This is a genomic window from Enterobacter sp. Ap-867 (assembly GCF_011752855.1).
GTDB lineage: Bacteria > Pseudomonadota > Gammaproteobacteria > Enterobacterales > Enterobacteriaceae > Cedecea.
The window spans coordinates 240005-263148 of the sequence record NZ_VWWS01000005.1; the positions used below are offsets into that span (position 1 = coordinate 240005).

At 56.1% G+C, this 23144-nt stretch carries 23 protein-coding genes and 1 other RNA gene; 15 read left to right on the forward strand and 9 right to left on the reverse strand.

All coding sequences use genetic code 11. The annotated features are described in order from the left end of the window. The first annotated feature begins 81 nt into the window (after positions 1-81). The gene (locus tag F3J26_RS13950) at positions 82-438 is read left to right on the forward strand and encodes a ComEA family DNA-binding protein (protein WP_008454624.1); all 357 of its coding nucleotides are present in this window, start codon (positions 82-84) and stop codon (positions 436-438) included. A 131-nt stretch (positions 439-569) separates the two neighbouring features. Beyond that, positions 570-971, forward strand: a complete 402-nt coding sequence (locus F3J26_RS13955; RefSeq protein WP_008454627.1) for a YbgC/FadM family acyl-CoA thioesterase — start codon at positions 570-572, stop codon at positions 969-971. A 142-nt stretch (positions 972-1113) separates the two neighbouring features. On the opposite strand, the gene queC is transcribed toward F3J26_RS13955, so the two are convergent. Further along, positions 1114-1809, reverse strand: coding sequence for a 7-cyano-7-deazaguanine synthase QueC (queC, locus tag F3J26_RS13960; protein WP_166994430.1), 696 nt, complete (start codon positions 1807-1809; stop codon positions 1114-1116). 74 nt (positions 1810-1883) lie between these two features. Beyond that, on the reverse strand, positions 1884-3587 hold the full coding sequence (locus F3J26_RS13965; RefSeq protein ID WP_166994432.1) for an SgrR family transcriptional regulator: 1704 nt from the start codon (positions 3585-3587) through the stop codon (positions 1884-1886). Positions 3588-3681: 94 nt separating this feature from the next. Between F3J26_RS13965 and cof the strand changes: the two genes are divergently transcribed. Continuing rightward, on the forward strand, positions 3682-4506 hold the full coding sequence (cof, locus tag F3J26_RS13970) for an HMP-PP phosphatase (RefSeq protein WP_166994434.1): 825 nt from the start codon (positions 3682-3684) through the stop codon (positions 4504-4506). Between the two features lie 34 nt (positions 4507-4540). Here the strand turns inward: cof and F3J26_RS13975 are convergent, their stop codons facing one another. Beyond that, a complete protein-coding gene (locus F3J26_RS13975) occupies positions 4541-5587 on the reverse strand; it encodes a pyridoxal-phosphate dependent enzyme (RefSeq protein WP_166994436.1) in 1047 nt (348 codons plus the stop codon). Between the two features lie 115 nt (positions 5588-5702). On the opposite strand from F3J26_RS13975, the gene F3J26_RS13980 reads away from it, so the two are divergent. The 5 genes from F3J26_RS13980 (at position 5703) to amtB (ending at position 11708) form a co-directional block, all read left to right on the forward strand. After that, a complete protein-coding gene (locus F3J26_RS13980) occupies positions 5703-6164 on the forward strand; it encodes an Lrp/AsnC family transcriptional regulator (RefSeq protein WP_039290800.1) in 462 nt (153 codons plus the stop codon). Between the two features lie 74 nt (positions 6165-6238). After that, the gene (locus tag F3J26_RS13985) at positions 6239-8020 is read left to right on the forward strand and encodes a SmdA family multidrug ABC transporter permease/ATP-binding protein (RefSeq protein WP_166994438.1); all 1782 of its coding nucleotides are present in this window, start codon (positions 6239-6241) and stop codon (positions 8018-8020) included. Continuing rightward, the gene (locus tag F3J26_RS13990; RefSeq protein WP_166994440.1) at positions 8010-9785 is read left to right on the forward strand and encodes a SmdB family multidrug efflux ABC transporter permease/ATP-binding protein; all 1776 of its coding nucleotides are present in this window, start codon (positions 8010-8012) and stop codon (positions 9783-9785) included. Before F3J26_RS13985 ends, F3J26_RS13990 begins: the two co-directional genes overlap by 11 nt. Positions 9786-10045: 260 nt before the next feature. Next, a complete protein-coding gene (gene glnK / locus F3J26_RS13995; RefSeq protein WP_002891893.1) occupies positions 10046-10384 on the forward strand; it encodes a P-II family nitrogen regulator in 339 nt (112 codons plus the stop codon). 31 nt (positions 10385-10415) lie between these two features. After that, on the forward strand, positions 10416-11708 hold the full coding sequence (gene amtB, locus F3J26_RS14000) for an ammonium transporter AmtB (RefSeq protein ID WP_166994442.1): 1293 nt from the start codon (positions 10416-10418) through the stop codon (positions 11706-11708). 90 nt (positions 11709-11798) lie between these two features. On the opposite strand, the gene tesB is transcribed toward amtB, so the two are convergent. Beyond that, on the reverse strand, positions 11799-12659 hold the full coding sequence (gene tesB / locus F3J26_RS14005) for an acyl-CoA thioesterase II (RefSeq protein WP_166994444.1): 861 nt from the start codon (positions 12657-12659) through the stop codon (positions 11799-11801). Between the two features lie 200 nt (positions 12660-12859). Between tesB and F3J26_RS14010 the strand changes: the two genes are divergently transcribed. Beyond that, positions 12860-13432 (forward strand): YbaY family lipoprotein, encoded by a 573-nt coding sequence (locus F3J26_RS14010; protein ID WP_034807615.1) that lies wholly within the window; start codon positions 12860-12862, stop codon positions 13430-13432. Between the two features lie 28 nt (positions 13433-13460). On the opposite strand, the gene F3J26_RS14015 is transcribed toward F3J26_RS14010, so the two are convergent. Next, positions 13461-13772, reverse strand: coding sequence for an MGMT family protein (locus F3J26_RS14015; protein ID WP_008454656.1), 312 nt, complete (start codon positions 13770-13772; stop codon positions 13461-13463). 171 nt (positions 13773-13943) lie between these two features. Between F3J26_RS14015 and ffs the strand changes: the two genes are divergently transcribed. After that, positions 13944-14040: signal recognition particle sRNA small type (gene ffs, locus F3J26_RS14020), an RNA gene on the forward strand. Positions 14041-14057: 17 nt separating this feature from the next. Here the strand turns inward: ffs and F3J26_RS14025 are convergent. Beyond that, complete coding sequence (locus F3J26_RS14025) at positions 14058-14951, reverse strand: EamA family transporter (RefSeq protein ID WP_166994447.1); 894 nt, start codon at positions 14949-14951, stop codon at positions 14058-14060. A gap of 105 nt (positions 14952-15056) precedes the next feature. Here F3J26_RS14025 and F3J26_RS14030 point away from each other — a divergent pair, with 105 nt between their 5' ends. The 3 genes from F3J26_RS14030 (at position 15057) to F3J26_RS14040 (ending at position 16110) form a co-directional block, all read left to right on the forward strand. After that, a complete protein-coding gene (locus F3J26_RS14030; protein WP_008454658.1) occupies positions 15057-15503 on the forward strand; it encodes an Lrp/AsnC family transcriptional regulator in 447 nt (148 codons plus the stop codon). Positions 15504-15634: 131 nt separating this feature from the next. Then, on the forward strand, positions 15635-15889 hold the full coding sequence (locus tag F3J26_RS14035; protein WP_008454659.1) for a hypothetical protein: 255 nt from the start codon (positions 15635-15637) through the stop codon (positions 15887-15889). Continuing rightward, a complete protein-coding gene (locus tag F3J26_RS14040) occupies positions 15886-16110 on the forward strand; it encodes a hypothetical protein (protein WP_008454666.1) in 225 nt (74 codons plus the stop codon). Before F3J26_RS14035 ends, F3J26_RS14040 begins: the two co-directional genes overlap by 4 nt. A 76-nt stretch (positions 16111-16186) precedes the next feature. Here the strand turns inward: F3J26_RS14040 and yczR are convergent, their stop codons facing one another. Further along, positions 16187-17614, reverse strand: coding sequence for a MocR-like transcription factor YczR (gene yczR, locus F3J26_RS14045; RefSeq protein WP_166994449.1), 1428 nt, complete (start codon positions 17612-17614; stop codon positions 16187-16189). Between the two features lie 91 nt (positions 17615-17705). On the opposite strand from yczR, the gene yczE reads away from it, so the two are divergent. Both yczE and F3J26_RS14055 read left to right on the forward strand, forming a co-directional pair. Next, positions 17706-18320 carry a membrane protein YczE gene (yczE, locus tag F3J26_RS14050; RefSeq protein ID WP_166994584.1) on the forward strand — a complete coding sequence of 205 codons (615 nt, stop codon included), beginning with the start codon at positions 17706-17708 and terminating at the stop codon, positions 18318-18320. A 62-nt stretch (positions 18321-18382) separates the two neighbouring features. After that, entirely contained in the window at positions 18383-19201 is an 819-nt protein-coding gene (locus F3J26_RS14055; protein ID WP_166994451.1) for a GNAT family N-acetyltransferase, read from the forward strand. A 37-nt stretch (positions 19202-19238) separates the two neighbouring features. Here the strand turns inward: F3J26_RS14055 and gdhA are convergent, their stop codons facing one another. Both gdhA and F3J26_RS14065 read right to left on the reverse strand, forming a co-directional pair. Next, on the reverse strand, positions 19239-20582 hold the full coding sequence (gene gdhA / locus F3J26_RS14060; RefSeq protein WP_166994453.1) for an NADP-specific glutamate dehydrogenase: 1344 nt from the start codon (positions 20580-20582) through the stop codon (positions 19239-19241). Positions 20583-20834: 252 nt separating this feature from the next. Further along, complete coding sequence (locus F3J26_RS14065; protein WP_166994455.1) at positions 20835-23063, reverse strand: TonB-dependent siderophore receptor; 2229 nt, start codon at positions 23061-23063, stop codon at positions 20835-20837. Positions 23064-23144: the final 81 nt, after the last annotated feature.

Here is a 23144-nt window from a genome sequence, read left to right on the forward strand (position 1 = left end):
CACATTTTAAATCCGGCGTTTGTTCCTGATTTTTATCCTCGCTATGGTGACCGGGCTGTCAACATACATGGAGGACACAGCATGACATCAGGCATTAAAGCATTTTCACTTTCCCTCGTTCTGGCCGGTTTACTTGGCTGCGCCCCGGCACATGCCGCCGCAGAAAAAGCCGGTTCGGCCTCGGTCAGCTCGGCAGCGACGCAGCCTAAAGCCGCCTCCGCCAAAACGGCAGAGCAAGGGGAGGGGCTGGTGAGTATCAATAGCGCCCCGGCGGAAGAACTTGCCCAGAAAATGAATGGCGTGGGATTGAAAAAGGCGCAGGCCATCGTCAGCTACCGTGACGAGTTCGGCCCGTTTAAAACGCTAGATCAGCTGCAGGAGGTCCCGGGCATTGGCGCATCGCTGGTAGAACGTAATCTGGCTCGCATAAAACTTTGAGTTTACGTGCTCAGGCTTCCACCTGAAGAGAAAAGTTTGCTACGCTGAGTTAGAGGTCATACCAGTTGTCGGGGTATGGCCTCGCTTACCTTCACCTGATGACAACAAGAACAGAACAAGGGCTTCGCGCTATGCAGACACATATCAAAGTTCGTGGATACCACATGGACGTCTATCAACACGTTAACAACGCCCGTTATCTTGAGTTCCTCGAGGAGGCCCGCTGGGAAGGGCTGGAAAAAACGACGGGCTTCCAGTGGATGACGGAACACAACATCGCTTTTATCGTGGTGAACATCAATATTAGCTACCGCCGTCCGGCGGTACTTGGGGATCTGCTGCGCATTGACAGCAAACTCCAGCAGATTAACGGTAAAAGCGGTGTGTTGAGCCAGGTGGTGACGCTGGAGCCTGAAGGCGAAGCCGTGGCCGACGCGCTGCTGACCTTCGTCTGCATTGATTTAAAGACGCAAAAGGCCGTTCCGCTGGAAGGTGAACTGCGTGAGAAACTGGAACAGATGATGAGTGCCTAAAATCGCCGACAAAGAGGGAAAAGCCTGGTTTTCCCTCTTTGTTATCATCAGCAGAAAATCAATGAATTGATTTTCTGGTCTTTTTTACGAACTGTCCGGTATTTCTTCTATCGACAGAGGCTTGTGACCACGCCGTTATGTTTTATTTGAGGTCTGTTTTTTGCTTCATTGCGGCCATGACTGCGGGTTTATTGGCCAGATAGTGGTTCAGGCCCTTAGCTCGCAGATTACAGGCGGCGCATTCGCCACAGCCGTCGCCCTGGACGCCGTTGTAGCAGGTCAGCGTCTCCTGGCGGACCGTTTCCAGGCTCTGCCAGTAATCGGCCAGCGCCCAGGTTTCCGCTTTGTCCAGCCACATCAGCGGCGTTTCAAACCGGATATCTCTTGCCATCCCGAGGCTTACCGCATGGTTAAGTGCTTTGACAAACTCGTCGCGGCAGTCCGGGTAGCCAGAGAAGTCCGTTTCGCAGACGCCGGTTATCACGGATTCCGCTTCAACCTGATAAGCGTAAATCGCCGCCAGGGTCAGGAACAGGATATTGCGGCCTGGGACGAAAGTGCTTGGGATGCCTTTGTCCTCCGGGTTGTAACCCGGCACCGGAATGCTGTCTCGCGTCAGGCTGCTCACCGCCAGTTCGTTCAGCAGGGTAACGTCCAGGACTTTATGCGCACGGGCGCCAAGTTTCAGCGAGAGCTTTTGGGCCACGTCAATTTCTGCCCGATGGCGCTGACCATAATCAAAGGTCACACAGTGGACTTCATCGTATTGCTGTAAGGCCTGAATCAGGCAAGTGGTGGAGTCCTGTCCGCCGCTGAAAACCACGACTGTACGTTTCATTCTCTATCCTGTCGTTCATTAGGGTGTCTGGAAAAGGCTATGGTAACGTCCCGCCAGGGCGTGAGCCAGCTTCTTCACGTCATTCCCGGCGGCGGGAGCCAGGCTTCGCAAAAATCAAACCAGCCCCAGGCATTCAGTTCAATGCCGTTCACGCCGGGTGGGGCGCTTATCTGGTAGCGATAATTAAACAGCGGTGTGACCACGGCATCCCGCATCAGGCCATAAAAAACGTCTTTCAGCCCTTCATTGCGTTCATAAGAAGGAGGGGAAGCCTGCACGGCATCCAGCGTGGCCTGCATATGGGCGTAATGTCCGGCGCTTAATAAATTGGGCCACAATACATCGCTGCGAAGCCATTGCTCCAGGGTGTATTCCGGCGCTTCGCCAATCATCCTGTCGCCCATCACGATATCGGCCTGGGCTAAATCCCCGCAGCCAGCCCAGGTTTTAGCATCGTGAAAAATTACCGTCAGTTCACAGCCTCGTTCTGCCAGGTAACGCTTGAGCTGAAGAGCCATCGCGTGAAGTTCGACCGGCAAATGGTAAACCAGGGTCAGTTTTTTCGGTAACGTGACGGCTGTGTGCGCATCCCAGCCGGGAATTTGCCAGCCAGGGATCATCTCTCTATTGGGGGTGATCAGATCGCTGTTAAGGGGCAGCGTGGCGATCATCTCCGGTTCCCGGACAATTTGCATGATTGTTCTGGCCTGCGCGGCGTTGAGTCTTCCCTGCGGGCGGATCCCCAGATAGCAAAAACCCAGGCTGATACTGCTGCTGACCGGGCGCAGATTCTCCAGCTCATCCTGCTGGCCGATGGCGATTTGCACCGGATGCAAACAGCTGGTGCCGAGTGCAGTTTCGAAGAGCTGCGGGGTTATCCAGTATTCGATGGCTTTCAGCAGCGGGTGTTTCAGATGATAACTTTCAAAGCTTTCCAGCCGCACCAGGTTCGGCCTGAAGCTGACAATGCGGAATGGGCCGCAGCCCAGTTGTGTATCCTGCGGATGGGCCAGGCGGCTGCAGTAGCTCGCCAGGCGATGCGCGAGCCAATAGTCCGGCCGATGCAAAATAAAGCGCAGGCACTGCGCGTGAGGGATCTCAATACGCTTGACGCTGATAAACAGCCGCCGCAGGGCGGGCAGCTCGAGCAGCATCATCAGCCGCTGTTGAAGCTGATGGGTTTCTACGGGTTCGCCATTGTGCCAGTGCAGGGTTGAGCGAATAAAAAAGTCCCAGCACAGGCCATTGTTTGATATTTGCCAGTGGTGGGCGAGGTCAGGCTGGGGCTCCGGGCTTTCACGGGTAAAGCGCGTGAGGCCGGAAAACACCTGCCCGGCGAGATGCTGCTCGGCTCTACCCGGCAGAAAACCAGGGGCAACGGGATCGAGAGGGCGATAATAGGGAATGCGCAGCGTGGGGACATCGTTTTGCCACTGGCCGCCGAGGAACGGCTGTAATAACTGGCGAAGCTGTTCCGGCGCAAGCTGAGCCAGCTCCAGCGCATTCTGATGCTGGCCCTTATCCAGAACCTGCTCCATCATGCCGGAACGCACGTTTTCCGGCGAAACCAGAAACGTCAGGTCACCGCGTTTACCGCGGCCAGACTGTGCACGCCAGCGCAGCCAGCCCGCGTCTTCAAGCTGATTAAGCAGCGTCCTGACGTGGCGATCGCTACAAAAACAGCGCTCGGCCAGCTCGGCAACGGTCACCTGCTGCGGTTCCCCGCCGGAAGGCTGCCATAAACGCTGGAATTGATTGAGCCGATTCAGAAGTCGCATAATAAACCCGGAACATTTTTTTCCAAGTATTCACTATTAGTTCCGTATATTCCAGAGGATACTTTTGCCTGTCACGATCACTTCTGGAGTAACCATGGCTCGTCTGGCTGCATTTGATATGGACGGCACGCTGCTGCTGCCCGACCATCACCTTGGGGAAGCAACCCTGAATACGCTGAAGCGCCTGCGTGAAGAGCGCCAGATAACCCTGGCTTTTGCAACCGGCCGCCACGAGCTGGAGATGCGCCATATTCTCGGCAAGATCGATCTCGACGCTTTCCTGATCACCGGCAACGGCACGCGCATTCACAGCATGGAAGGTGAGCTAATGCACCGCAACGATCTCTCGCCGTGGGCGGTAGAGACGGTGCTGCACGGCCACTGGGATACCGAAGCGAGCATGCATGCCTTTAACGATTCAGGTTGGCTAACCAGCCATGAAATCCCGGAAATGCTTCATGCACACGTATACAGCGGTTTCCGGCCACATATCGTCGATCTTCGTCGTTTACCGGCTCACGAGGTCACCAAGATCTGCTTCTGCGGCGATCATGACGATCTGTGCCGCCTGCGCATTCAGCTCAATGAAGCGCTGGGCGATCGCGCCTTTCTTTGTTTCTCGGCAATGGACTGCCTGGAAGTGCTGCCGGTGGGCAGCAACAAGGGCGCAGCGCTTGATGTACTGAGCGCCCACTTAGGTTTGACTCTGCAGGATTGCATGGCATTTGGCGACGCGATGAACGACCGCGAAATGCTCTCGGCGGTTGGGCACGGCCTGATTATGGGCAACGCCATGCCGCAGCTAAAAGCGGATTTACCCCATCTGCCGGTTATCGGCCACTGCCGTAACCAGGCGGTCTCGCACTATTTGACGCACTGGCTGGACACTCCACATCTCACCTATTCCCCCGAATATTGAGACCTTACAGCGCCGGGCATTTCGCCCGGTTTTTTTATTTAATCAGACGGCCAATCTCAGCCTTAAATGGTGAGAGATCGCCGATATGATCGTTGACCCAGGCTGAATTGTAGTAGGACTCAAGGTAGCGTTCGCCGCTGTCGCAAAGCAGCGTCACGATAGAACCACTCCGGCCTTCCTCACGCATTCTCGCGGCAAGCTGCAATACGCCCCACATATTGGTGCCGGTTGAGGCCCCCACTTTGCGGCCAAGCTGGGATTCAAGCCATTGCATGGTGGCGACGCTGGCGGCGTCCGGCACGCGCATCATCTCGTCAATCACATCGGGAATAAACGAAGGCTCGCAGCGCGGGCGACCAATCCCTTCGATTTTGCTGCCCACTGCGCTTTTCAGGCCACAGTCGCGCTGCTGCCAGTAATCAAGAAATACTGAGTTCTGCGGATCGACGACGACCAGCTTTGTGTCGTGGCCCTGGAAGCGAAGATAACGACCAATGGTGGCTGAGGTGCCGCCGGTCCCCGCGCTCATCACGATGTAATCCGGTACCGGATTCGGCTCATGGGTCATCTGGCGGAAAATACTGTCGGCGATATTGTTGTTCCCGCGCCAGTCGGTTGCCCGCTCAGCGTAGGTGAACTGGTCCATATAATGGCCGTTCAGCTCGCGGGCAAGCATTTCCGAAGCGGCGTAAATTTCGCAGGCGCTGTCTACAAAGTGGCAGCGGCCGCCGTAGAATTCGATCTGTTCAATTTTGCGTTTTGCGGTGCTGGCGGGCATTACGGCAATAAACGGCAGGCCAAGCAGACGAGCAAAATAGGCTTCTGACACCGCCGTTGAGCCAGAGGAGGCTTCGATAATCGTGGTGCCTTCTTTAATCCAGCCGTTACACAGCCCGTACAGGAACAGGGAGCGCGCGAGGCGGTGCTTCAGGCTGCCGGTCGGGTGAGTGCTCTCATCCTTCAGATACAGCTGAATACCCGGAAAAGCGGGCAAAGCCAGGCGGATCAGATGCGTATCCGCAGAGCGTTGATAGTCGGCGTTGATCTCGCTGATGGCGTTGGTCACCCAGGTACTGGTCATGGAAAATTCTCATTTATCAATTTGTGCTTAGCGTAATCCAAAGTCAGGATAAAAAAGTTGCCATTTTGCCTGTTTAGCGCTTCCATTAGAGAAAATATTTCTCTCCGGTGGTCTCATGATAGATAAAATTGACCAAAAGCTGCTTGCGATGCTGCAGCAGGACTGTACCCTGTCTTTGCAGGCGCTGGCGGATGCCGTTAATCTGACCACCACCCCGTGCTGGAAACGCTTAAAACGTCTGGAAGACGAAGGCTATATTCGCGGCAAAGTGGCGCTGCTGGACCCGGAAAAACTCGGCCTGGGCCTGACGGCGTTTGTGCTGATTAAAACCCAGCAGCACAGCAGCGAATGGTACTGCAAATTTGTCTCGGTGGTGGAAGCCATGCCCGAAGTTCTGGGGTTCTGGCGCATGGCCGGCGAATATGACTATCTGATTCGGGTTCAGGTCGCCGACATGAAGCGGTACGACGACTTTTATAAGCGGCTGGTGAACGGCATCCCGGGATTAAGCGATGTCACTTCGAGTTTTGCCATGGAACAGATAAAATACACCACAGCATTACCTCTAACTTCCTGATTCCGCAATGTGCGGAACAGTAGCCTCTACTCTTTTGCCCTGGCCGGCAGGCAGCATTTCAGGATCTAAACTTCGTGCGATTATTTGCTCAATTAAGCTGGTACTTCACCCGCGAGTGGCGACGCTACCTCGGCGCGGTGGCATTGCTTATTATCATCGCTATTTTGCAGCTCGTGCCGCCAAAAGTGGTGGGCGTGATTGTGGATGGCGTGGTGCAGCAGAGTCTCTCCTCTCAGCAGGTGCTGATGTGGATTGGCCTGATGCTGCTTATTGCTGTGGTAGTTTATCTGGTGCGCTACGTCTGGCGCGTCCTGCTGTTCGGGGCGTCTTACCAGCTTGCGGTTGAGTTGCGGGAAAACTATTACCGCCAGCTAAGCCGCCACCACCCTGAATTTTATCTCCGTCACCGTACCGGCGACCTCATGGCGCGCGCGACTAACGATGTCGATCGCGTGGTATTCGCCGCGGGGGAAGGGGTGCTAACTCTGGTGGACTCGCTGGTCATGGGGTTGGCGGTGCTGATAGTCATGTCCACCCAAATCAGCTGGCAGCTCACATTGCTGGCGCTTCTGCCGATGCCGATTATGGCCGTGGTGATTAAACGTGACGGCGCGCGTTTGCACGATCGCTTCAAAGTGGCGCAGGCGGCATTCTCAGCCTTAAACGATCGTACTCAGGAAAGCATGACCAGCATCCGCATGATCAAGGCGTTCGGCCTTGAAGACAGGCAGTCGGCGCTGTTTGCCGCAGAAGCTCAGGATGCCGGGGCGAAAAACATGCGCGTCGCGCGCATTGATGCCCGCTTTGACCCCACCATTTATGTGGCAATTGGGGCCGCAAACCTTTTAGCCATCGGCGGCGGAAGCTGGATGGTTATCGAGGGCTCGCTTACCCTGGGGCAGCTCACCAGTTTTGTGATGTACCTCGGCCTGATGATCTGGCCGATGCTGGCGCTGGCCTGGATGTTCAATATTGTCGAACGAGGAAGTGCGGCCTACAGCCGTATCCGCGCGATGCTGGAAGAAGAGCCGGGCGTGGTCGACGGCGATAAAACGCTGCCGGAAGGGCGGGCTGAACTGGTGGCTTCGATTCGCCAGTTCCACTACCCGCAGACCGCTCAGCCGACGCTGCAAAACGTCAACTTCACCCTTAAACCGGGTGAAATGCTTGGCCTGTGCGGGCCAACGGGGTCCGGTAAAAGCACGATTCTCGCGCTGATCCAGCGTCATTTCGACGTGGAAGAGGGCGATATTCGCTACCACGATATTCCGCTCACGGCGCTGAAAATTGACGGCTGGAGAAGCCGTCTGGCTATCGTGAACCAGACGCCGTTCCTGTTCTCTGACACCGTGGCCAGCAACATTGCGCTGGGTAAACCGGGTGCCACCCAGGAGGACATTGAGCGTGTCGCTCGCCTGGCCAGCGTTCATGAAGATATCCTGCGCTTGCCGCAAGGGTACGATACCGAAGTGGGTGAGCGTGGGGTCATGCTTTCGGGTGGGCAAAAACAGCGTATTTCTATTGCGAGGGCGCTGCTGCTTGATGCCGAAATCCTGATTCTGGATGACGCGCTTTCCGCAGTAGATGGCCGCACCGAGCACCAAATTCTGCACAACCTGCGCGAGTGGGGTGAACACCGCACGGTCATTATCAGCGCCCACCGCCTGTCTGCATTAACGGAAGCTAGCGAGATCCTGGTGATGCAGCACGGGCATATCGCCCAGCGTGGCAGCCATGATGCGCTCGCGTCTCAGCCGGGCTGGTATCGGGATATGTACCGCTATCAACAGCTGGAGGCCGCGCTGGACGAAGCCCCGGAGCAGGAAGATGTCAGGGAGAGCGCCAATGAGTCGTAAACAACAGTGGCCTACCATTAAACGCCTGCTGGCTTACGGATCGCCGTGGCGCAAACCGCTGGGTGGGGCGATGCTGATGCTCTGGGTTGCGGCTGCCGCTGAGGTTTGTGGCCCGGTGCTGGTGAGCTATTTTATTGATAACCTGGTGGCGAAAAACCAGATGCCGCTTGGCCTGGCGGCCGGACTGGCGGTGGCTTATATCCTGTTGTCGATTAGCGCTGCCGGGCTGCACTACCTTCAGGCGCTGCTGTTTAACCGCGCGGCGGTAGGTGTGGTGCAAAAACTGCGTACCGATGTCATGGACGCTGCGCTGCGCCAGCCGCTGAGTGCGTTTGACACGCAGCCGGTAGGGCAATTGATCTCGCGCGTAACAAACGACACCGAAGTGATCCGTGACCTGTATGTCACCGTTGTGGCAACGGTGCTGCGCAGCGCGGCACTGATCGGCGCTATGCTGGTGGCGATGTTCACGCTCGACTGGCGCATGGCGCTGGTAGCTATCACCATCTTCCCAGCGGTTATCGCCGTGATGTTTATCTACCAGCGCTACAGCACGCCGATTGTGCGCCGGGTACGCAGCTATCTGGCGGACATCAACGACGGCTTTAATGAAGTCATCAACGGCATGAGCGTGATTCAGCAGTTCCGCCAGCAGGCCCGCTTCGGCGAACGCATGGGGCAGGCAAGCCGCTCTCACTACCTGGCGCGGATGCAAACCCTGCGGCTTGATGGCTGGCTTCTACGGCCGCTGCTTAGCCTGTTTTCGGCGATGATTCTGTGTGGCCTGCTTATGCTGTTCGGCTTCACCTCGCGCGGCACCATCGAAGTTGGCGTGCTTTATGCCTTTATTAACTACCTTGGCCGCCTGAACGAACCGCTGATTGAGCTGACCACCCAGCAATCCATTCTGCAACAGGCGGTGGTGGCCGGGGAACGCGTGTTTGAGCTGATGGACGGCAAACGTCAGGATTACGGCAATGACAACCGGCCCCTCGCCAGCGGCGCGATCAGCGTCGACAACGTCTCATTTGCCTACCGTGGCGATCGCCTGGTGCTGCAGGACATTAATCTGGAAGTGCCTTCGCGGAGCTTTATTGCCCTGGTCGGGCATACCGGCAGCGGAAAAAGCACCCTGGCCAACCTGCTGATGGGCTATTACCCGTTAACGAAAGGCGAAATACGCCTCGATGGCCGGCCGCTGGACTCCCTCAGCCATGAAACGCTGCGCCGCGGCGTGGCGATGGTGCAGCAGGATCCGGTGGTGATGGCCGATTCGTTCTTTGCCAACGTAACCCTGGGGCGGGACATCAGCGAAGAGAGGGTCTGGCAGGCGCTGGAGACGGTTCAGTTGGCCGAACTGGCGCGAGCGCTGCCGGAAGGTATCCATACCCGCCTGGGCGAGCAGGGGAACAATCTCTCCGTTGGCCAGAAGCAGCTGCTTGCTCTGGCGCGCGTGCTGGTTGAAGCCCCGCAAATCCTGATCCTCGACGAAGCCACGGCGAATATCGACTCCGGCACCGAGCAGGCTATTCAGCGGGCGCTGGCGGCAGTTCGTCAGCACACAACCCTGGTGGTGATTGCCCACCGTTTGTCTACCATCACCGATGCCGACACGATTCTGGTGCTGCATCGCGGGCAGGCCGTGGAGCGCGGTACGCACAGTGAACTTCTGGCGCAGCAGGGCCGCTACTGGCAGATGTATCAGCTTCAGTTAGCCGGTGAGGAACTGGCCGCCGCCGCGCAGGAAGAATCGCTCACGGCCTGATGCACCACAACCATGCAACGCGTCGCATAAAAACCTTCGCTTCTCCGCGTTGGTGCAAAACAAAAACGCATCCTGCACCGCAGTGGTGCGTTTTTTCTTTTCAGACTAATCCCGCCCGATCCGACGCCTTCATCTGGCTTTCCGGTAACCCGCCTGAAGCCTGAAAACGTGCTGAATAACCCTGTTTTTTTATTCCTGGCATGGGCTTTGCTTTGCTCTCTAGGTGCAGGTAACGACCTAATTCTGAGTGGAGAGAATTTATGAAGCTGGTAACCGTGGTAATCAAACCGTTCAAGCTTGAAGACGTGCGTGAAGCGCTCTCTTCAATCGGTATTCAGGGGCTTACCGTGACCGAAGTGAAAGGTTTCGGCCGCCAGAAGGGCCATGCGGAGCTTTACCGTGGCGCCGAGTACAGCGTCAACTTTCTGCCGAAAGTAAAAATTGATGTTGCTATTGCTGACGACCAGCTCGATGAAGTTATCGACGTGATCAGCAAAGCCGCCTACACCGGCAAAATCGGTGATGGGAAAATCTTCGTTGCAGAACTGCAACGCGTTATTCGTATTCGTACCGGCGAAGCCGACGAAGCCGCTCTGTAACTGCTGGCAAGCCTTGATTGGGATGGGAAAAATGAAAAAATTAGCTGCACTCCTTGGCTCAGGCGCCCTGGCTTTATTGCCGACGCTGGCCTTCGCTGCGGACGCGCCTGCGATCGCGGACAAAGCCGACAACGCCTTTATGATGATATGCACCGCGCTGGTGCTGTTTATGACCATCCCGGGCCTTGCGCTGTTTTACGGCGGCCTGATTCGCTCCAAAAACGTGCTGTCGATGCTGACGCAAATTTCCGTGACCTTCGCCTTGGTTTGTGTGCTGTGGGTTGTGTATGGCTACAGCCTGGCGTTTGGCACCGGCAACAACTTCTTCGGCAGCTTTGACTGGGTGATGCTGAAAAACATCCAGCTGAAAGCGCTGATGGGCACCTTCTATCAGTATATTCATGTGGCGTTCCAGGGCTCTTTCGCCTGTATTACCGTTGGACTGGTGGTAGGGTCTCTCTCCGAACGCGTGCGCTTCTCTGCAGTGGTAATTTTTGCTGCCGTCTGGCTGACGCTCTCTTATGTGCCAATTGCGCACATGGTCTGGGGCGGCGGTATTCTGGCTACGCACGGCGCGCTGGACTTCGCGGGCGGTACAGTCGTGCACATTAACGCCGCTGTTGCTGGCTTAGTAGGTGCTTACCTGGTGGGTAAACGCGTTGGCTTCGGCAAAGAAGCGTTCAAGCCGCACAACCTGCCAATGGTGTTTATCGGCACCGCAATCCTCTACTTCGGCTGGTTCGGTTTCAACGCCGGTTCTGCAAGTGCTGCCAACGAAATCGCTGCGCTGGCGTTCGTTAACACCGTTGTCGCCACTGCGGCGGCGATTCTCTCCTGGGTCTTTGGCGAGTGGGCGCTGCGCGGTAAACCTTCTCTGCTGGGTGCCTGTTCCGGTGCTATCGCGGGTCTGGTGGGTATTACCCCGGCGTGTGGCTACGTTGGCGTGGGCGGTGCACTGCTGATTGGTCTGGTTGTTGGTCTGGCCGGTCTGTGGGGCGTGACGACGCTGAAAAAATGGCTGAACGTGGATGACCCATGTGATGTGTTCGGCGTGCACGGCGTCTGCGGCATCATCGGGTGCATCATGACCGGTATCTTTGCGGCAACTTCTCTGGGCGGCGTGGGTTATGCAGAAGGCGTGACTATGGGGCATCAGCTTCTGGTTCAGCTTGAAAGCGTGGCAATTACCATTGTCTGGTCCGGCGTGGTGGCGTTCATCGCGTTCAAGATTGCTGACCTGACCGTAGGTCTGCGTGTTCCAGAAGAGCAGGAACGTGAAGGCCTGGATGTGAACAGCCACGGCGAAAACGCGTACAACAACTGATTCGTTATCAAAACCTCGCCCGGTTGGACGAGGTTTTACTTCTCTCAGAATGCCACCTGTTATGCAGGTGGTTTTTTATTTTAGCGTTAACTACCCGCGATGGCGCATGACGCCTTCCTGAACCGTCGACGCGACCAGCACGCCATCCTGCGTATAAAACTCTCCACGGACAAAGCCGCGAGCGCTCGACGCGGAGGTGCTTTCCACGCTGTACAGCAGCCATTCGTTCATGTCGAACGGACGATGGAACCACATGGAGTGATCGATAGTCGCGACCTGCATCCCCGGTTCCAGGAAACCAACGCCATGCGGCTGTAGGGCGACCGGCAAGAAATTGAAGTCGGAGGCATAGCCGAGCAGATACTGATGCACGCGCAGATCCTGCGGCATGTTGCCGTTCGCGCGGATCCAGACCTGGCGGGAAGGTTGATCGACATGGCCTTTCAGCGGGTTGTGGAATACGGCCGGGCGAATTTCCAGCGGCTTTTCGCTAAGAAACTTCTCTTTCGCATGCGGCGGGAGGAATTTTTCCAGAGAGCGGGCGATGTCCGTTTCGGACGGCAGGCTATCCGGTTTTGGCGCTGGGGGCATCTCTTTCTGGTGCTCATAGCCAGATTCAGGGGCCTGGAATGACGCGGTCATATAGAAAATCGGCTTGCCGTTCTGCACCGCAGCAACGCGGCGGGCGCTAAAACTGTTGCCGTCGCGCAGGGTTTCTACGTCATAAACAATGGGCTTTTGGCTGTCGCCCGGGCGTAAAAAATAGCTGTGGAAAGAGTGAACAAGGCGCTCTTCCGGTACGGTTTCTTTAGCTGCGTAAAGCGCCTGGCCGACCACTTGCCCACCAAACACCTGACGCAGGCCTAAATCCTCGCTTTGGCCACGGAACAATCCCTCTTCAATTTTTTCCAGGTTAAGTAACGCCAATAAATTGCTGAGCGCCTGACTCATAAAATGTCCTCAATAAAAGGGAATGCGGCAAATTTTCTCGATTATAACATGCCCTTAAACAGCGTATTTGATGCACTGCCGCTGGGAACATTCCTGGTTTTCAGCAGAATTCAGTGATCTGTGCCACACTTAAGCCGTTAAGCGCGTTTTTCAACGGGGTTAGTCCCCGGCGCGACATTGATAATAAGGAGAAAAAATCAATGAAACTTGTGCCTATGTTAAGTGCTTTGGCTATCGCGGTTGCTGTTGCAGGTTGCGCACACAAGAGTGCTGATGTGCCTACTCCTGCGCCGAGTGCATCCGCCGGGGCCGCATCTGCCCAGCAATCTAACATCGCAATGCCTAACGTCTCCGGTACGGCATGGATCCGTCAGCGGGTTGCTCTGCCGCCAGATGCCGTGCTGACGGTGACTGTCTCTGACGCTTCACTGGCCGATGCCCCTTCGAAAGTCATTGCTCAGAAAGTCACGCGTACCGAAGGTAAACAGGCGCCTTTCAGCTTCGTGATTCCGTTCAACCCGGCTGACATTCAGCCGAACGCGCGTATCCTGCTGAGTGCCGCCATCACCGTGGACGGTAAGCTGATGTTTATCACCGATACCTTCCAGCCGGTGATCAACCAGGGCGGGACGAAGGCAGATCTGACGCTGGTGCCGGTACAAAATACGGCGATTCCAGTTCAGCAAGGCGGTGGGGCGGCAACAACGGTGCCATCCACCTCGCCGACTCAGGTGACGCCATCTTCGGCAGTGCCTGCGCCAACAACTTACTAAAGCGAAACGCCCCCAAATTGGGGGCGTTTTAATATTTCCAGCGGTAACGCAGCATATCAATATGACCGTCGCCTGACACCATCACTCCTTCAGAAAGCAGCGCCTGGCGCTGACGTTGGAGATCGGGTCCTGTCAGTGAAATCACACCCTGCCGGTTCACCACCCGATGCCACGGTAAACGGCTGCCTTCGGGCAGACGCTTGAGTACGCCACCCACCTGGCGGGCAGCCCGGGGCGACCCGGCAAGCGCGGCAATTTCGCCGTAGGTGGTCACGCAACCTTCGGGAATGGCGGCAACAATTTGGTAAACGCGCTGTGGAAAGGAATCGTGCTTATCCATAGAGAACTCCTGGCAAAATCGCTTCTAAGGATAATCGGCGACGGAGAAAGCACCAAGTTAAACCGTTGATGCGCAATAAACCAACACCTGACCGCCGCTGGCTTGCAATTCGCGGGGGGGATGTGGATAATGCGCCAGCGCGTTGGATAACAACGCTCTCAATGGGGGCCCTGTTGGTTCTCCCGCAACACTAACTTGTGAACTCGGTCAGGTCCGGAAGGAAGCAGCCGCAGCAGGCGACGTGTGTGCCGGGATGTAGCTGGCAGGGCCCCCACCCAATTCTGGCTACCCCTTAGCCAGCAATGTTTTAGTCATACGCTTTTCTCCCCATCCTAAGTTGATCCCAGCCGCTGCCAGCAAAATCATCGCGCCACCGATAAACTGAATCGGGCTCAGACTGTGATGGAAGACGAAGCGATCCACGATCACCGCCACAATGGGGTAGATAAACGAGAGTGAGGCGGTAATTGACGTCGGCAGCTTTTGGATCGCGCCATACAGCAACTGGTACATAATGCCGGTGTGCACTATGCCCAGCGTGGCGACAATTCCCCAATGCGTGAATGTCATATGCGACTGGAAATCTACCAGTGGCAGCAGTAGCAGCGTGCCGACGGCCACCTGAACGAGTGCGATTTGCTGTGGAGGAATGCCCCTCAACTGGCGTGTGATAAGCGCCGTCAGGGCATAAAAGAACGCGGCGCCCAGTGCCAGCACGATGCCCAAAAGCCAGCCACCATTCCCGTCATGATTTAGCCCGCTTGAGAGCACAAGCAGCATGCCGATAAAGGATGCTCCCAGCCAAAGCCACTTGCTGCGGCTGACTTTCTCTTTCAGGATAAAAACGCCCATCCCGACCAGCATCAGCGGCTGCGTATTGTACAGGACCGTGGCAAGCCCAATGGACGTTCGTGAATAGGCAGCGAACAGCAGCAGCCAGTTGACGACCAGCGCCACGCCGCCGAGGGCGGATATCGCAACGACCCTGCGGGTCAGATGGCTGCGCCAGTTACCGCTCATCAGGCCCAATATGAACAGCGTAATAGTCGCAAACACGCAGCGCCAGAAAACGACGTTGGCGATAGGCTGCTGAGATATTACTACGAGGGCGCCGATGGTGCCGGAGATGAGCATCGCCACAATCATTTGCAGGCTGCCGGTTCTTATCTCGCGAATCATTTTGTCTCTCCAGAATAAAGAACTTTATTCTGCGCACTGCGGCGAACTCGTTGAAGTATAAAAATTAGGTTATAAGATACTTTTGCCTTTATAAATGAGATAAAAATGAGTGATTACCTTCCCGATGATATCGACAGGCATATTCTGACTATTCTTGCGGCGGATGCTCGTATCTCCCTGAAAGTGCTTAGTGGAAAAATTGGTCTTTCTTCACCGAGCACGGCAGAACGAGTAAAGCGGCTGGAGGAACGCGGCGTGATTAACGGCTACACCATGAACGCCAATCTCACGGCTCTGGGTTACACCCTGCAGGGACTGGTTCGCATGAAACCGTTACCGGGCATGCTGCATAAAGTGGAGAAGATGATTCAGGCGATTCCCGAGTGTATAGAATGCGACAAAATCACCGGTGAAGATTGCTTCATCATCCGGCTGGTGATCCGCTCTATTGAGCAACTTGATGAAATTCTTGATGAGCTGGCTGAGTTTGCCCAGTGCAATACGTCTATCGTCAAAAGCACGCCGGTGAAACGCAGGCTGCCGCCTTTGTAAATAAATAAACCTGATATATTTTCCGGGTATTTGAATTATGACAGAAATATTAAATTTATCTCACTGGCTGGATCTTATTTATTCTCTATAGTATTAAACACCAACCTCTGTTTAAGCACTAAGGATTTGCAATGACGACGGCTACGCTGAACGTAAAAATAAGCATCGAGTTAAAAGAGAAGATTCGTCACTATGCGGAAGAGAATAGTGAAACCCTGGCAAGCGTAACGGAACGACTTCTGTCCAAAGCCTTTGACGAGCTCGACAGCGACGTGGGCGTCGATGAAGATGATGTGGACAGTCAGCATACTTCTGAGGCCCGCGTGACGCCATTAAACGATCGTGAGATCAAGGCATTGCGTAAACTGTTGAAGAAGAAAAAATGAACGCCGGTACGGACAGTACCGCCTACAGCTATCAGCAAGCCTGTGAGTTATTGCGTTCAGGTTACCTGAAAAAAGTGAAGCTGGGCTGGAATATTGGCAGCGATGAGTTTTTCCGCATTGCTTCAGACTGGTGCGATACCGGGGCCAGTATTAAAAAAGAGGGTGAACATTTCACCATCACCCTAAAAGGGTTCGCTATTCCCAGAATTTCACAAAACTAATTTATTGCATCGCCTTATTGCTGTGCTTGCAGAATAATATTTCTCTCTTTTATTTTAGAGGGAAATATTTCGCTTTCTAAAATACCATTCCCCGCAGACTTTCATTTCTTGTTGCCGCCAGGTGATGCCAAAGCGGCTGTAGCCGCTGCAGGGCAAGCTGCATCTCTGCGGGTTCAAGGCTGAAGGGAAGGCGTAAAAAGCGCTCAAAAGCCCCATCGACCCCAAACCTTGGCCCGGCACCGATCCGAATGCCCTGACTCTCGGCGGCGGCGGCAAAAATCGTGGCCAGCGGTTTCGGTAGTTCCACCCACCACGACAGGCCGCCTTCCGGGGGCGATGTTTGCCAGTCCGGGAACAGCGCTTGCATCGCGGCGAAGCTGGTTTCGCAGCGTTGGCGCAGCATCTCTCTGCGCTGAGGCAAGAACTGCGCCGCGTCGGCAAACAACTGCGTGGCAGCCAGTTGCTCCAGCAGAGGCGTCCCTAAATCAAAGGTATTGCGGATTTGTATCAGCGAACTGATGGTTTTGCCTGAAGCCCTTATCCAGCCGAGGCGCAGCCCGCCCCAGAAACTTTTCCCGGCGGAGCCGAGCGAGATGGTGTGTGCTTCCGGGCCAAAAGCCGCCAGGGGAGAAGGAGGAGGAGCATCAAACCAGAGATCGGCCATCGTTTCGTCCACAACCAGCGTGGTGTGGCTGCGGGCGGCTATCTCGTTCACCCTTTGGCGCGTGGCCGCGTCCATACAGCGGCCAGTTGGGTTATGGAAATCTGGAATCAAGTAAGCCAGCCGGGGAGAAGTCTGGGCGATAGTCGCCGCTAGACCGTCAACATCCCAACCGCTTGCGGGCAGGCTGACCGGCACGGGGCGGCAGGAGGCGCCGCGAATCGCCGCCAACGCCATCGGGTAAGTGGGATGGTCTACGACGACGCGATCGCCCGGGCCGGTGAACAGTCTAAGTATTAGCCCCAGTCCGCTGACGGCACCGTTGACCACCATGATTTGGTCAGGCGTCGTGGGTAATCCCCGTGACGCATAATGCCGCGCAATTGCTTCTCTCAGCTCCGGCAAGCCCTGGCTGTCATAGCCGGTTGAGGACAAATGTTCCGGCAGGAAAGTGAGCGCGGTGGAGTATGCCCGATGAATTTCCGGCCCGGCGCTGAGGGCGGCGGTGGAGAGATCCAGTACCGGAGCATTGCCGGGCAAGGGGGAAATGGCCGGGCTGCTTTCGGGCAGCATGGTGACGGAGCCTGAGCCCTGGCGGCTCAGCAGATACCCTTCCTCCCTGAGCTGCGCCAGCGCAGAGGCCACCGTGGTGCGGCTCACGCCCAGCGCGCCAGAAAGCTCTCTTTCCCCCGGCAGCCTGCTGTCGAGCGGTAGGCGCCCATCCAGGATCAGCAGCCGCAGTCCGTCCGCCAGTTGGCGATAGACCGGCGACCGGGATGATGCCTGATGCCAGTGGCCAAGCAGGCGAGTTAAAGATGAAATTCCGATTCTGCGCAGCGTCATAGCAGTCCACTTTCTGATAACTGGACCTTAATACTAGGTCCATTTTGCGAGAGGGTATAGCCATAAAAACACACTGAGGATCTTTGTCATGATGGCTCGTCGCCTGCTGCAGCTTTATACCGGCCTGGTCTTTTACGGCATTTCAACCGCTATGTTCGTGCGTGCCGATCTGGGCGCGGACCCGTGGAACGTTTTCCACCTCGGCGTGGCCAGACTTTTTTCGCTCAACCTCGGGCTGGTGATGATTATTGTGGGGGCGCTGGTGTTGCTGCTGTGGATCCCGCTGCGTCAGCGTCCAGGCCTTGGCACCATTAGCAACGTGATTGTGTTGGGGCTGGCGGCGGATGCCACGCTGGCGCTAATGCCGCCGCTTGAATCGCTTTTTGCGCGATCCGTTTTGCTGGTCGGTGCTTTGATAGTGAATGCCCTTGCGACAGGCATGTATATCGGCGCTGGTTTTGGTGCCGGGCCGCGAGATGGGCTGATGACCGGGATCCATGCCAGAACGGGCTGGTCGGTGCGCAGCGTGCGTACCGCCATTGAGGTGACAGTGCTGATCTCCGGCTGGCTGATGGGCGGCAGTTTTGGCGTGGGCACCGTGCTTTATGCGTTAGCTATCGGGCCTCTCATTCAGCTTTGCCTGCCGTGGTTTCGCGTTAAGCCGTTGAATAACACAGCGACTCCTGCACAGGAAGCTACATTCTGATGCCGTAGCTGTGCTAAACATTATCTTCCGGAGAATAATAATTGCTTAAAACGGGAGAGAGTATGCGGCACGAGATTGTGAGTAAACCCGCGCTGAACTGGAACAGCTTTCAGCTGGCAGAGATATTAACCCACTGTTTTGAACAGTACGTGGTGCCTTTTCGTCTGGAAGGGGAAACGTTCGGCTGGCGTTTTGCCTCAGAAGATCTTTTCCCAGGCGACAGCCCTATCTGGCTTTACCGTGGAGAGCCCAAAGCCATGGCGCTGGTGACCCGACGCGGGCAAACCTGCCGCCTGGCCGCGTTTGCGATTCGCCCGGAACTGCGCGGGCAGGGTTTAGGCAAGATCTTCATTCAGCAGCTTATTGATGCCGCGCGCGAGCGCGGGGATAAGCAATTTTATCTGGAAGTGATTTTAGGCAACGAAGGCGGGCTGGCGCTCTATGAGCGAATGGGCTTTGTGCCCCAGCAAACGCTGGTGGGCTTCCAGTCTGCAGGTGTTCCTGAAGGCGAGGCCGACGGCGAACTGCTGGAAATCGATCCGCTGCAAATGACCCATAGAATGATGGCCGCTAACGATGCGCCGCTGCCGTGGCTTTGCGCGGCTGAAACGCTGTATAAGCTGCCCGGTAAGGCTTTTGTACTGGATGAAGTGGCTTATGCGATGGTCGTTCCCGGCGAAATACCGAAGCTCAGAGGGCTGTTTGTTGAGCCGTATGCGCGACGATCCGGGAAGGCAAAAAAGCTGCTGGCTTTACTTCAGCGCCAGTTCCCTGGATTAGTGACTATTCCCAGCCTGCCCGAAACCGTTTCGCCGGTGTTTTTAGGCAGCGGCTTTACCCTGGATAAGATTCGGCAATACGAGATGAAGCTTACCTTGTAGGCAGAGAAGGTGAGGGCGAAGGCCCTCACCCTGCAAGTTACAGCACGCCCTGAGCCAGCATAGCGTCCGCGACTTTTACGAACCCGGCGATGTTCGCGCCGCGAACGTACTGGGTTTGTTTTCCTTCGCCACCGTAATCCACGCAGGCCTGATGAATATCAAGCATGATGTGGTGCAGGCGAATATCTACTTTTTCTGCCTTCCAGCTCAGACGGGCCGCATTCTGCGCCATTTCCAGCCCGGACGTTGCTACACCGCCTGCGTTTGCCGCTTTACCCGGCGCGAACAGCACGCCAGCTTCCACAAACAGATCCGTCGCAGCAATCGTGGTTGGCATATTTGCCCCTTCGGCTACCGCTTTCACGCCGTTGGCGATAAGCGTTTGGGCAGCATCGACGTCCAGCTCGTTCTGTGTAGCACAAGGCAGAGCGATATCGACTGGCACGCTCCACGGCTGCTGGCCTTCCAGATAAGTCAGGCCAAACTCTCGGGCATAGTCGGCGACGCGGCCATCGCGGCTGGCTTTGATTTCGCACAGGCGGGCCAGTTTCTCTGCGTTAAAGCCTGCTTCATCTACCACGGTGCCGTTGGAGTCAGACGCCGTGACCACGCGAGCGCCGAGCGACATGGCTTTTTCAATCGCATACTGAGCGACGTTCCCGGAGCCGGAAACCGCCACGCGCATGCCTTCAAAGCCCAGGCCGTGGCGCTGCAGCATGGCATCGGTGAAGTAGATCAGGCCGTAGCCGGTCGCTTCCGGGCGGATCAGACTGCCGCCGAACGACAGCCCTTTGCCGGTAAACACGCAGGCGGTGTTGTTAGAGAGCTTTTTCATCATCCCCGCCATGTAGCCGACTTCGCGACCACCAACGCCGATATCCCCCGCCGGGACGTCGGTGTCCGGGCCAAGGTGGCGATAAAGCTCCAGCATCAGCGCCTGGCAAAAGCGCATGATTTCGCCTTCGCTTTTGCCCTTCGGATTAAAGTCGCTGCCGCCTTTGCCGCCGCCCATCGGTAGCGTGGTGAGGGCGTTTTTAAAGGTCTGTTCAAAGCCGAGGAATTTGAGGATCGACAGATTAACGGAAGGGTGGAAGCGCATGCCGCCTTTGAACGGGCCAATGACCGAGTTGAACTGCACGCGCCAGGCCCGGTTCACCTGCACCTGATTGTTGTCGTCCACCCAGGCGACGCGGAACTGAATCACGCGCTCTGGCTCAACCAGACGTTCGAGCAGCGCCTGCTGGCGGTATTGCGGATTGTTTTCCAGAAACGGCCACAGCGTGCTCATCACTTCGCGAACCGCCTGAGCGAATTCTACCTGGTGCGGATCGCGGGACTGTACTGAGGTTAAAAAGCCTTCGAGGGATAATGCTTGAGCCATCAGAGGTAACTCCTTGTTGAAAATTATGTTGTCTGTCTTTTTTTGGGTGATTTTTCGACTATAACATTTTCTTATGAACGGGCATCAAGCGATTTTTTCACCGGAAAGGCAATAAAGAAGGGAAGCGTTTAGTCGGGCTATTAACCCAAAAAAAATCTAAATTTCGGTCTAATAACAGACAATAAATTGTCTTCTCTGTTTTTCGGCCGTTGGCGATCAATTTGGGAGGCTTATTAGCCTCCCGAACCGAGCTTAGAAGTGCGTATTGACGCTCATGTAGTACGTGCGGCCAGGCTCGTTGTAGGTCTCCGCGCCAGCGCCGTACATGTAGGATTTGGTCGTGTCATTCCCGGTGGTCTGGGCGTTACCTGCGCGCCAGTGGCGCTTATCCAGCAGGTTGTCGATCCCGGCGGTGAAGCTGACGTTTTTGGTCGCGTCCCAGGTCGCGCTCATGCCAAGGATGCTATAAGGGCTGACCTCGTTGGTGTCGCTGCCGGTGACAGGAACTCCCTTATAGTTGTACTTCTTCGGTGCCTGTTTGCCGTACCACGTCAGGGTGCTTTGCAGCGAAATGTCCGGGCGAACCTGCCAGCTAAGCGTGGAGTTAAGCGTGTATTCAGGGATGATCGACAGGCGATCGCCGGTTTCCTTATTTTTACTTTGCAGCATGTAAGTCAGGTTGTTATTCCAGCTTACGGTCTCCGTCAGCGGCAGATTAATCGTACCTTCAAGACCTTCCACCACCGCTTTAGGCACGTTGCCCCACTGGTAGATGTCGGTTTTCTTGCTGTTAGAGGCAATAGGTGAATAGCCGGATTCAATTTTGTTGCGATAGTCGTTCCGGAACCAGGTGATCCCGGCCTGATAGCCGTCGCGCTTGAACTCCAGGCCAATTTCTTTGTTGACGCTGGTTTCGGCTTTCAGATCCTCATTCCCCATCAGATAACACGCCCCGCCGCTGGCCGCACAGCCCTGACCGCGGCTGTAAAGGATGTAGTTCGGGTTGGTCTGATACAGACTTGGCGCTTTATAAGCCCGGGCAATACCGAGCTTCAGCGTCAAGTCTTCCACCAATTCCTGGCTCAGATTCAGCGACGGGCTCCAGTTATCCCCCACGATGGAGTGATGATCGAACCGAAGACCCGGCGTCAGCATGGTGCTGCTGGTTAGCTCCATATTGTTTTCGGCAAACAGAGAGAAGATCTCCGCTTTGGAATAAGGGCTTCGGCCGGTGGATGAGAGCCCCGGAATCGGCCCGCCTTCGCTTAACGACTGGGTGTTGGAGGTACCGTCTTTCATGCGCTGCTGATTCCATTCGCTACCGACGGTGAGGTTTTGATTCACCAACAGGGTAAACGGAATGCTTGCTTCGCTGTGCAGCATGACATCGCTGAGATCGATATCTGAGAACTGGTTGTTGGAGAAAATCCCCTCCGTGCCGCCCGCCAGGCCCTCATTCATGCGCGAGTTACGGGTGTGTTCGTATTGCGCATAAGTGTTGGTGGTGACGCCGTTATCCCAGCCGCCGGTCCAGGTCACGGCATAGGTCTGGCGGTAGAGGCGATTGGTCTCTTTGCCGTAGTTGTCCTTCACCAACTGGCTGGTATTCGTATTCTGTGTATCACCTGAATAGAGATTCCCCTGGCGACTGTAGCCGGTTTCAAACTCCAGCGCCTGCATCGGGGCAAATTCCCAGCGGATCATTCCGTTCAGGTCTTTATGGATAACGCCTTCTCGGCCCGCTGGCAGCGTGTTGGCGTAAGACCCGGTGCGCAGTGACTGGTGCCCCTGGTTGATGTCCCAGGCGTCCGCCTGCGTTTTATCGAGGTTGCCGTAGAGGCGGAAACTCACGTCGTCACCGAGCGGCCCGGTCAGGCTGAAGTTGGTGCGTTTCGTTGCGCCTTCATCTTTGTGCTCCGGGGCATTGAAATAGGTGTTCCAGCTGCCGTGGAATTCGTTGCTGCTGCGTTTGGTGATGATGTTCACCACGCCGCCAGCCGCCCCATTGCCGTAGCGGGCTGCTGCCGGGCCGCGCAGGACCTCAATGCGTTCGATCATTTCCGGTGGAACCCAGGAGGCATCGCCGCGGGTATCACGCTCGCCGCGCCAGCCCAGGCGCACTGAATTGCGGCTGGTGACGGGTTTACCGTCAACCAGGATCAGCGTGTTTTCTGGCCCCATACCGCGAATGTCGATCTGGCGGCCGTTGCCGCGCTGCCCGCTGGTGGAGTTGCCGGTCAGGTTAACTCCCGGCATGGTGCGAATGATTTCAGAGACATCGCGCGCGACCGGGTGCTTCTTTAATTCGTCGGAAGTAATCACCGACACGCCGGGTGCCTGCAGCGTTTGCTGGGCTGCGGTGACGACGAGCGTGTCTTCGTTTTCAGCGGGGGGTACCTCTGCTGCTGCCGCTGAAAAAGCGGTGCCGTAGAGGCCCAGACTCACCAGTGTGGCGAGGGAGTACGATAATGTATTGTTCATTATTTATCCTGAGTGTCACCGCCTGCGTCCCTTAAGTTCCTTTCCCAAACGAGGAAGGACGCGGCAAAAGTGCCTGGAGTT

Bases quoted from the DNA above. Each gene is read 5' to 3' on its own strand.
- F3J26_RS13950 (WP_008454624.1), top strand. From the start codon at position 82: ATGACATCAGGCATTAAAGCATTTTCACTTTCCCTCGTTCTGGCCGGT.
- F3J26_RS13955 (WP_008454627.1), top strand. From the start codon at position 570: ATGCAGACACATATCAAAGTTCGTGGATACCACATGGACGTCTATCAA.
- queC (WP_166994430.1), bottom strand. From the start codon at position 1,809: ATGAAACGTACAGTCGTGGTTTTCAGCGGCGGACAGGACTCCACCACT.
- F3J26_RS13965 (WP_166994432.1), bottom strand. From the start codon at position 3,587: ATGCGACTTCTGAATCGGCTCAATCAATTCCAGCGTTTATGGCAGCCT.
- cof (WP_166994434.1), top strand. From the start codon at position 3,682: ATGGCTCGTCTGGCTGCATTTGATATGGACGGCACGCTGCTGCTGCCC.
- F3J26_RS13975 (WP_166994436.1), bottom strand. From the start codon at position 5,587: ATGACCAGTACCTGGGTGACCAACGCCATCAGCGAGATCAACGCCGAC.
- F3J26_RS13980 (WP_039290800.1), top strand. From the start codon at position 5,703: ATGATAGATAAAATTGACCAAAAGCTGCTTGCGATGCTGCAGCAGGAC.
- F3J26_RS13990 (WP_166994440.1), top strand. From the start codon at position 8,010: ATGAGTCGTAAACAACAGTGGCCTACCATTAAACGCCTGCTGGCTTAC.
- glnK (WP_002891893.1), top strand. From the start codon at position 10,046: ATGAAGCTGGTAACCGTGGTAATCAAACCGTTCAAGCTTGAAGACGTG.
- amtB (WP_166994442.1), top strand. From the start codon at position 10,416: ATGAAAAAATTAGCTGCACTCCTTGGCTCAGGCGCCCTGGCTTTATTG.
- tesB (WP_166994444.1), bottom strand. From the start codon at position 12,659: ATGAGTCAGGCGCTCAGCAATTTATTGGCGTTACTTAACCTGGAAAAA.
- F3J26_RS14010 (WP_034807615.1), top strand. From the start codon at position 12,860: ATGAAACTTGTGCCTATGTTAAGTGCTTTGGCTATCGCGGTTGCTGTT.
- F3J26_RS14015 (WP_008454656.1), bottom strand. From the start codon at position 13,772: ATGGATAAGCACGATTCCTTTCCACAGCGCGTTTACCAAATTGTTGCC.
- F3J26_RS14025 (WP_166994447.1), bottom strand. From the start codon at position 14,951: ATGATTCGCGAGATAAGAACCGGCAGCCTGCAAATGATTGTGGCGATG.
- F3J26_RS14030 (WP_008454658.1), top strand. From the start codon at position 15,057: ATGAGTGATTACCTTCCCGATGATATCGACAGGCATATTCTGACTATT.
- F3J26_RS14035 (WP_008454659.1), top strand. From the start codon at position 15,635: ATGACGACGGCTACGCTGAACGTAAAAATAAGCATCGAGTTAAAAGAG.
- F3J26_RS14040 (WP_008454666.1), top strand. From the start codon at position 15,886: ATGAACGCCGGTACGGACAGTACCGCCTACAGCTATCAGCAAGCCTGT.
- yczR (WP_166994449.1), bottom strand. From the start codon at position 17,614: ATGACGCTGCGCAGAATCGGAATTTCATCTTTAACTCGCCTGCTTGGC.
- yczE (WP_166994584.1), top strand. From the start codon at position 17,706: ATGGCTCGTCGCCTGCTGCAGCTTTATACCGGCCTGGTCTTTTACGGC.
- F3J26_RS14055 (WP_166994451.1), top strand. From the start codon at position 18,383: ATGCGGCACGAGATTGTGAGTAAACCCGCGCTGAACTGGAACAGCTTT.
- gdhA (WP_166994453.1), bottom strand. From the start codon at position 20,582: ATGGCTCAAGCATTATCCCTCGAAGGCTTTTTAACCTCAGTACAGTCC.
- F3J26_RS14065 (WP_166994455.1), bottom strand. From the start codon at position 23,063: ATGAACAATACATTATCGTACTCCCTCGCCACACTGGTGAGTCTGGGC.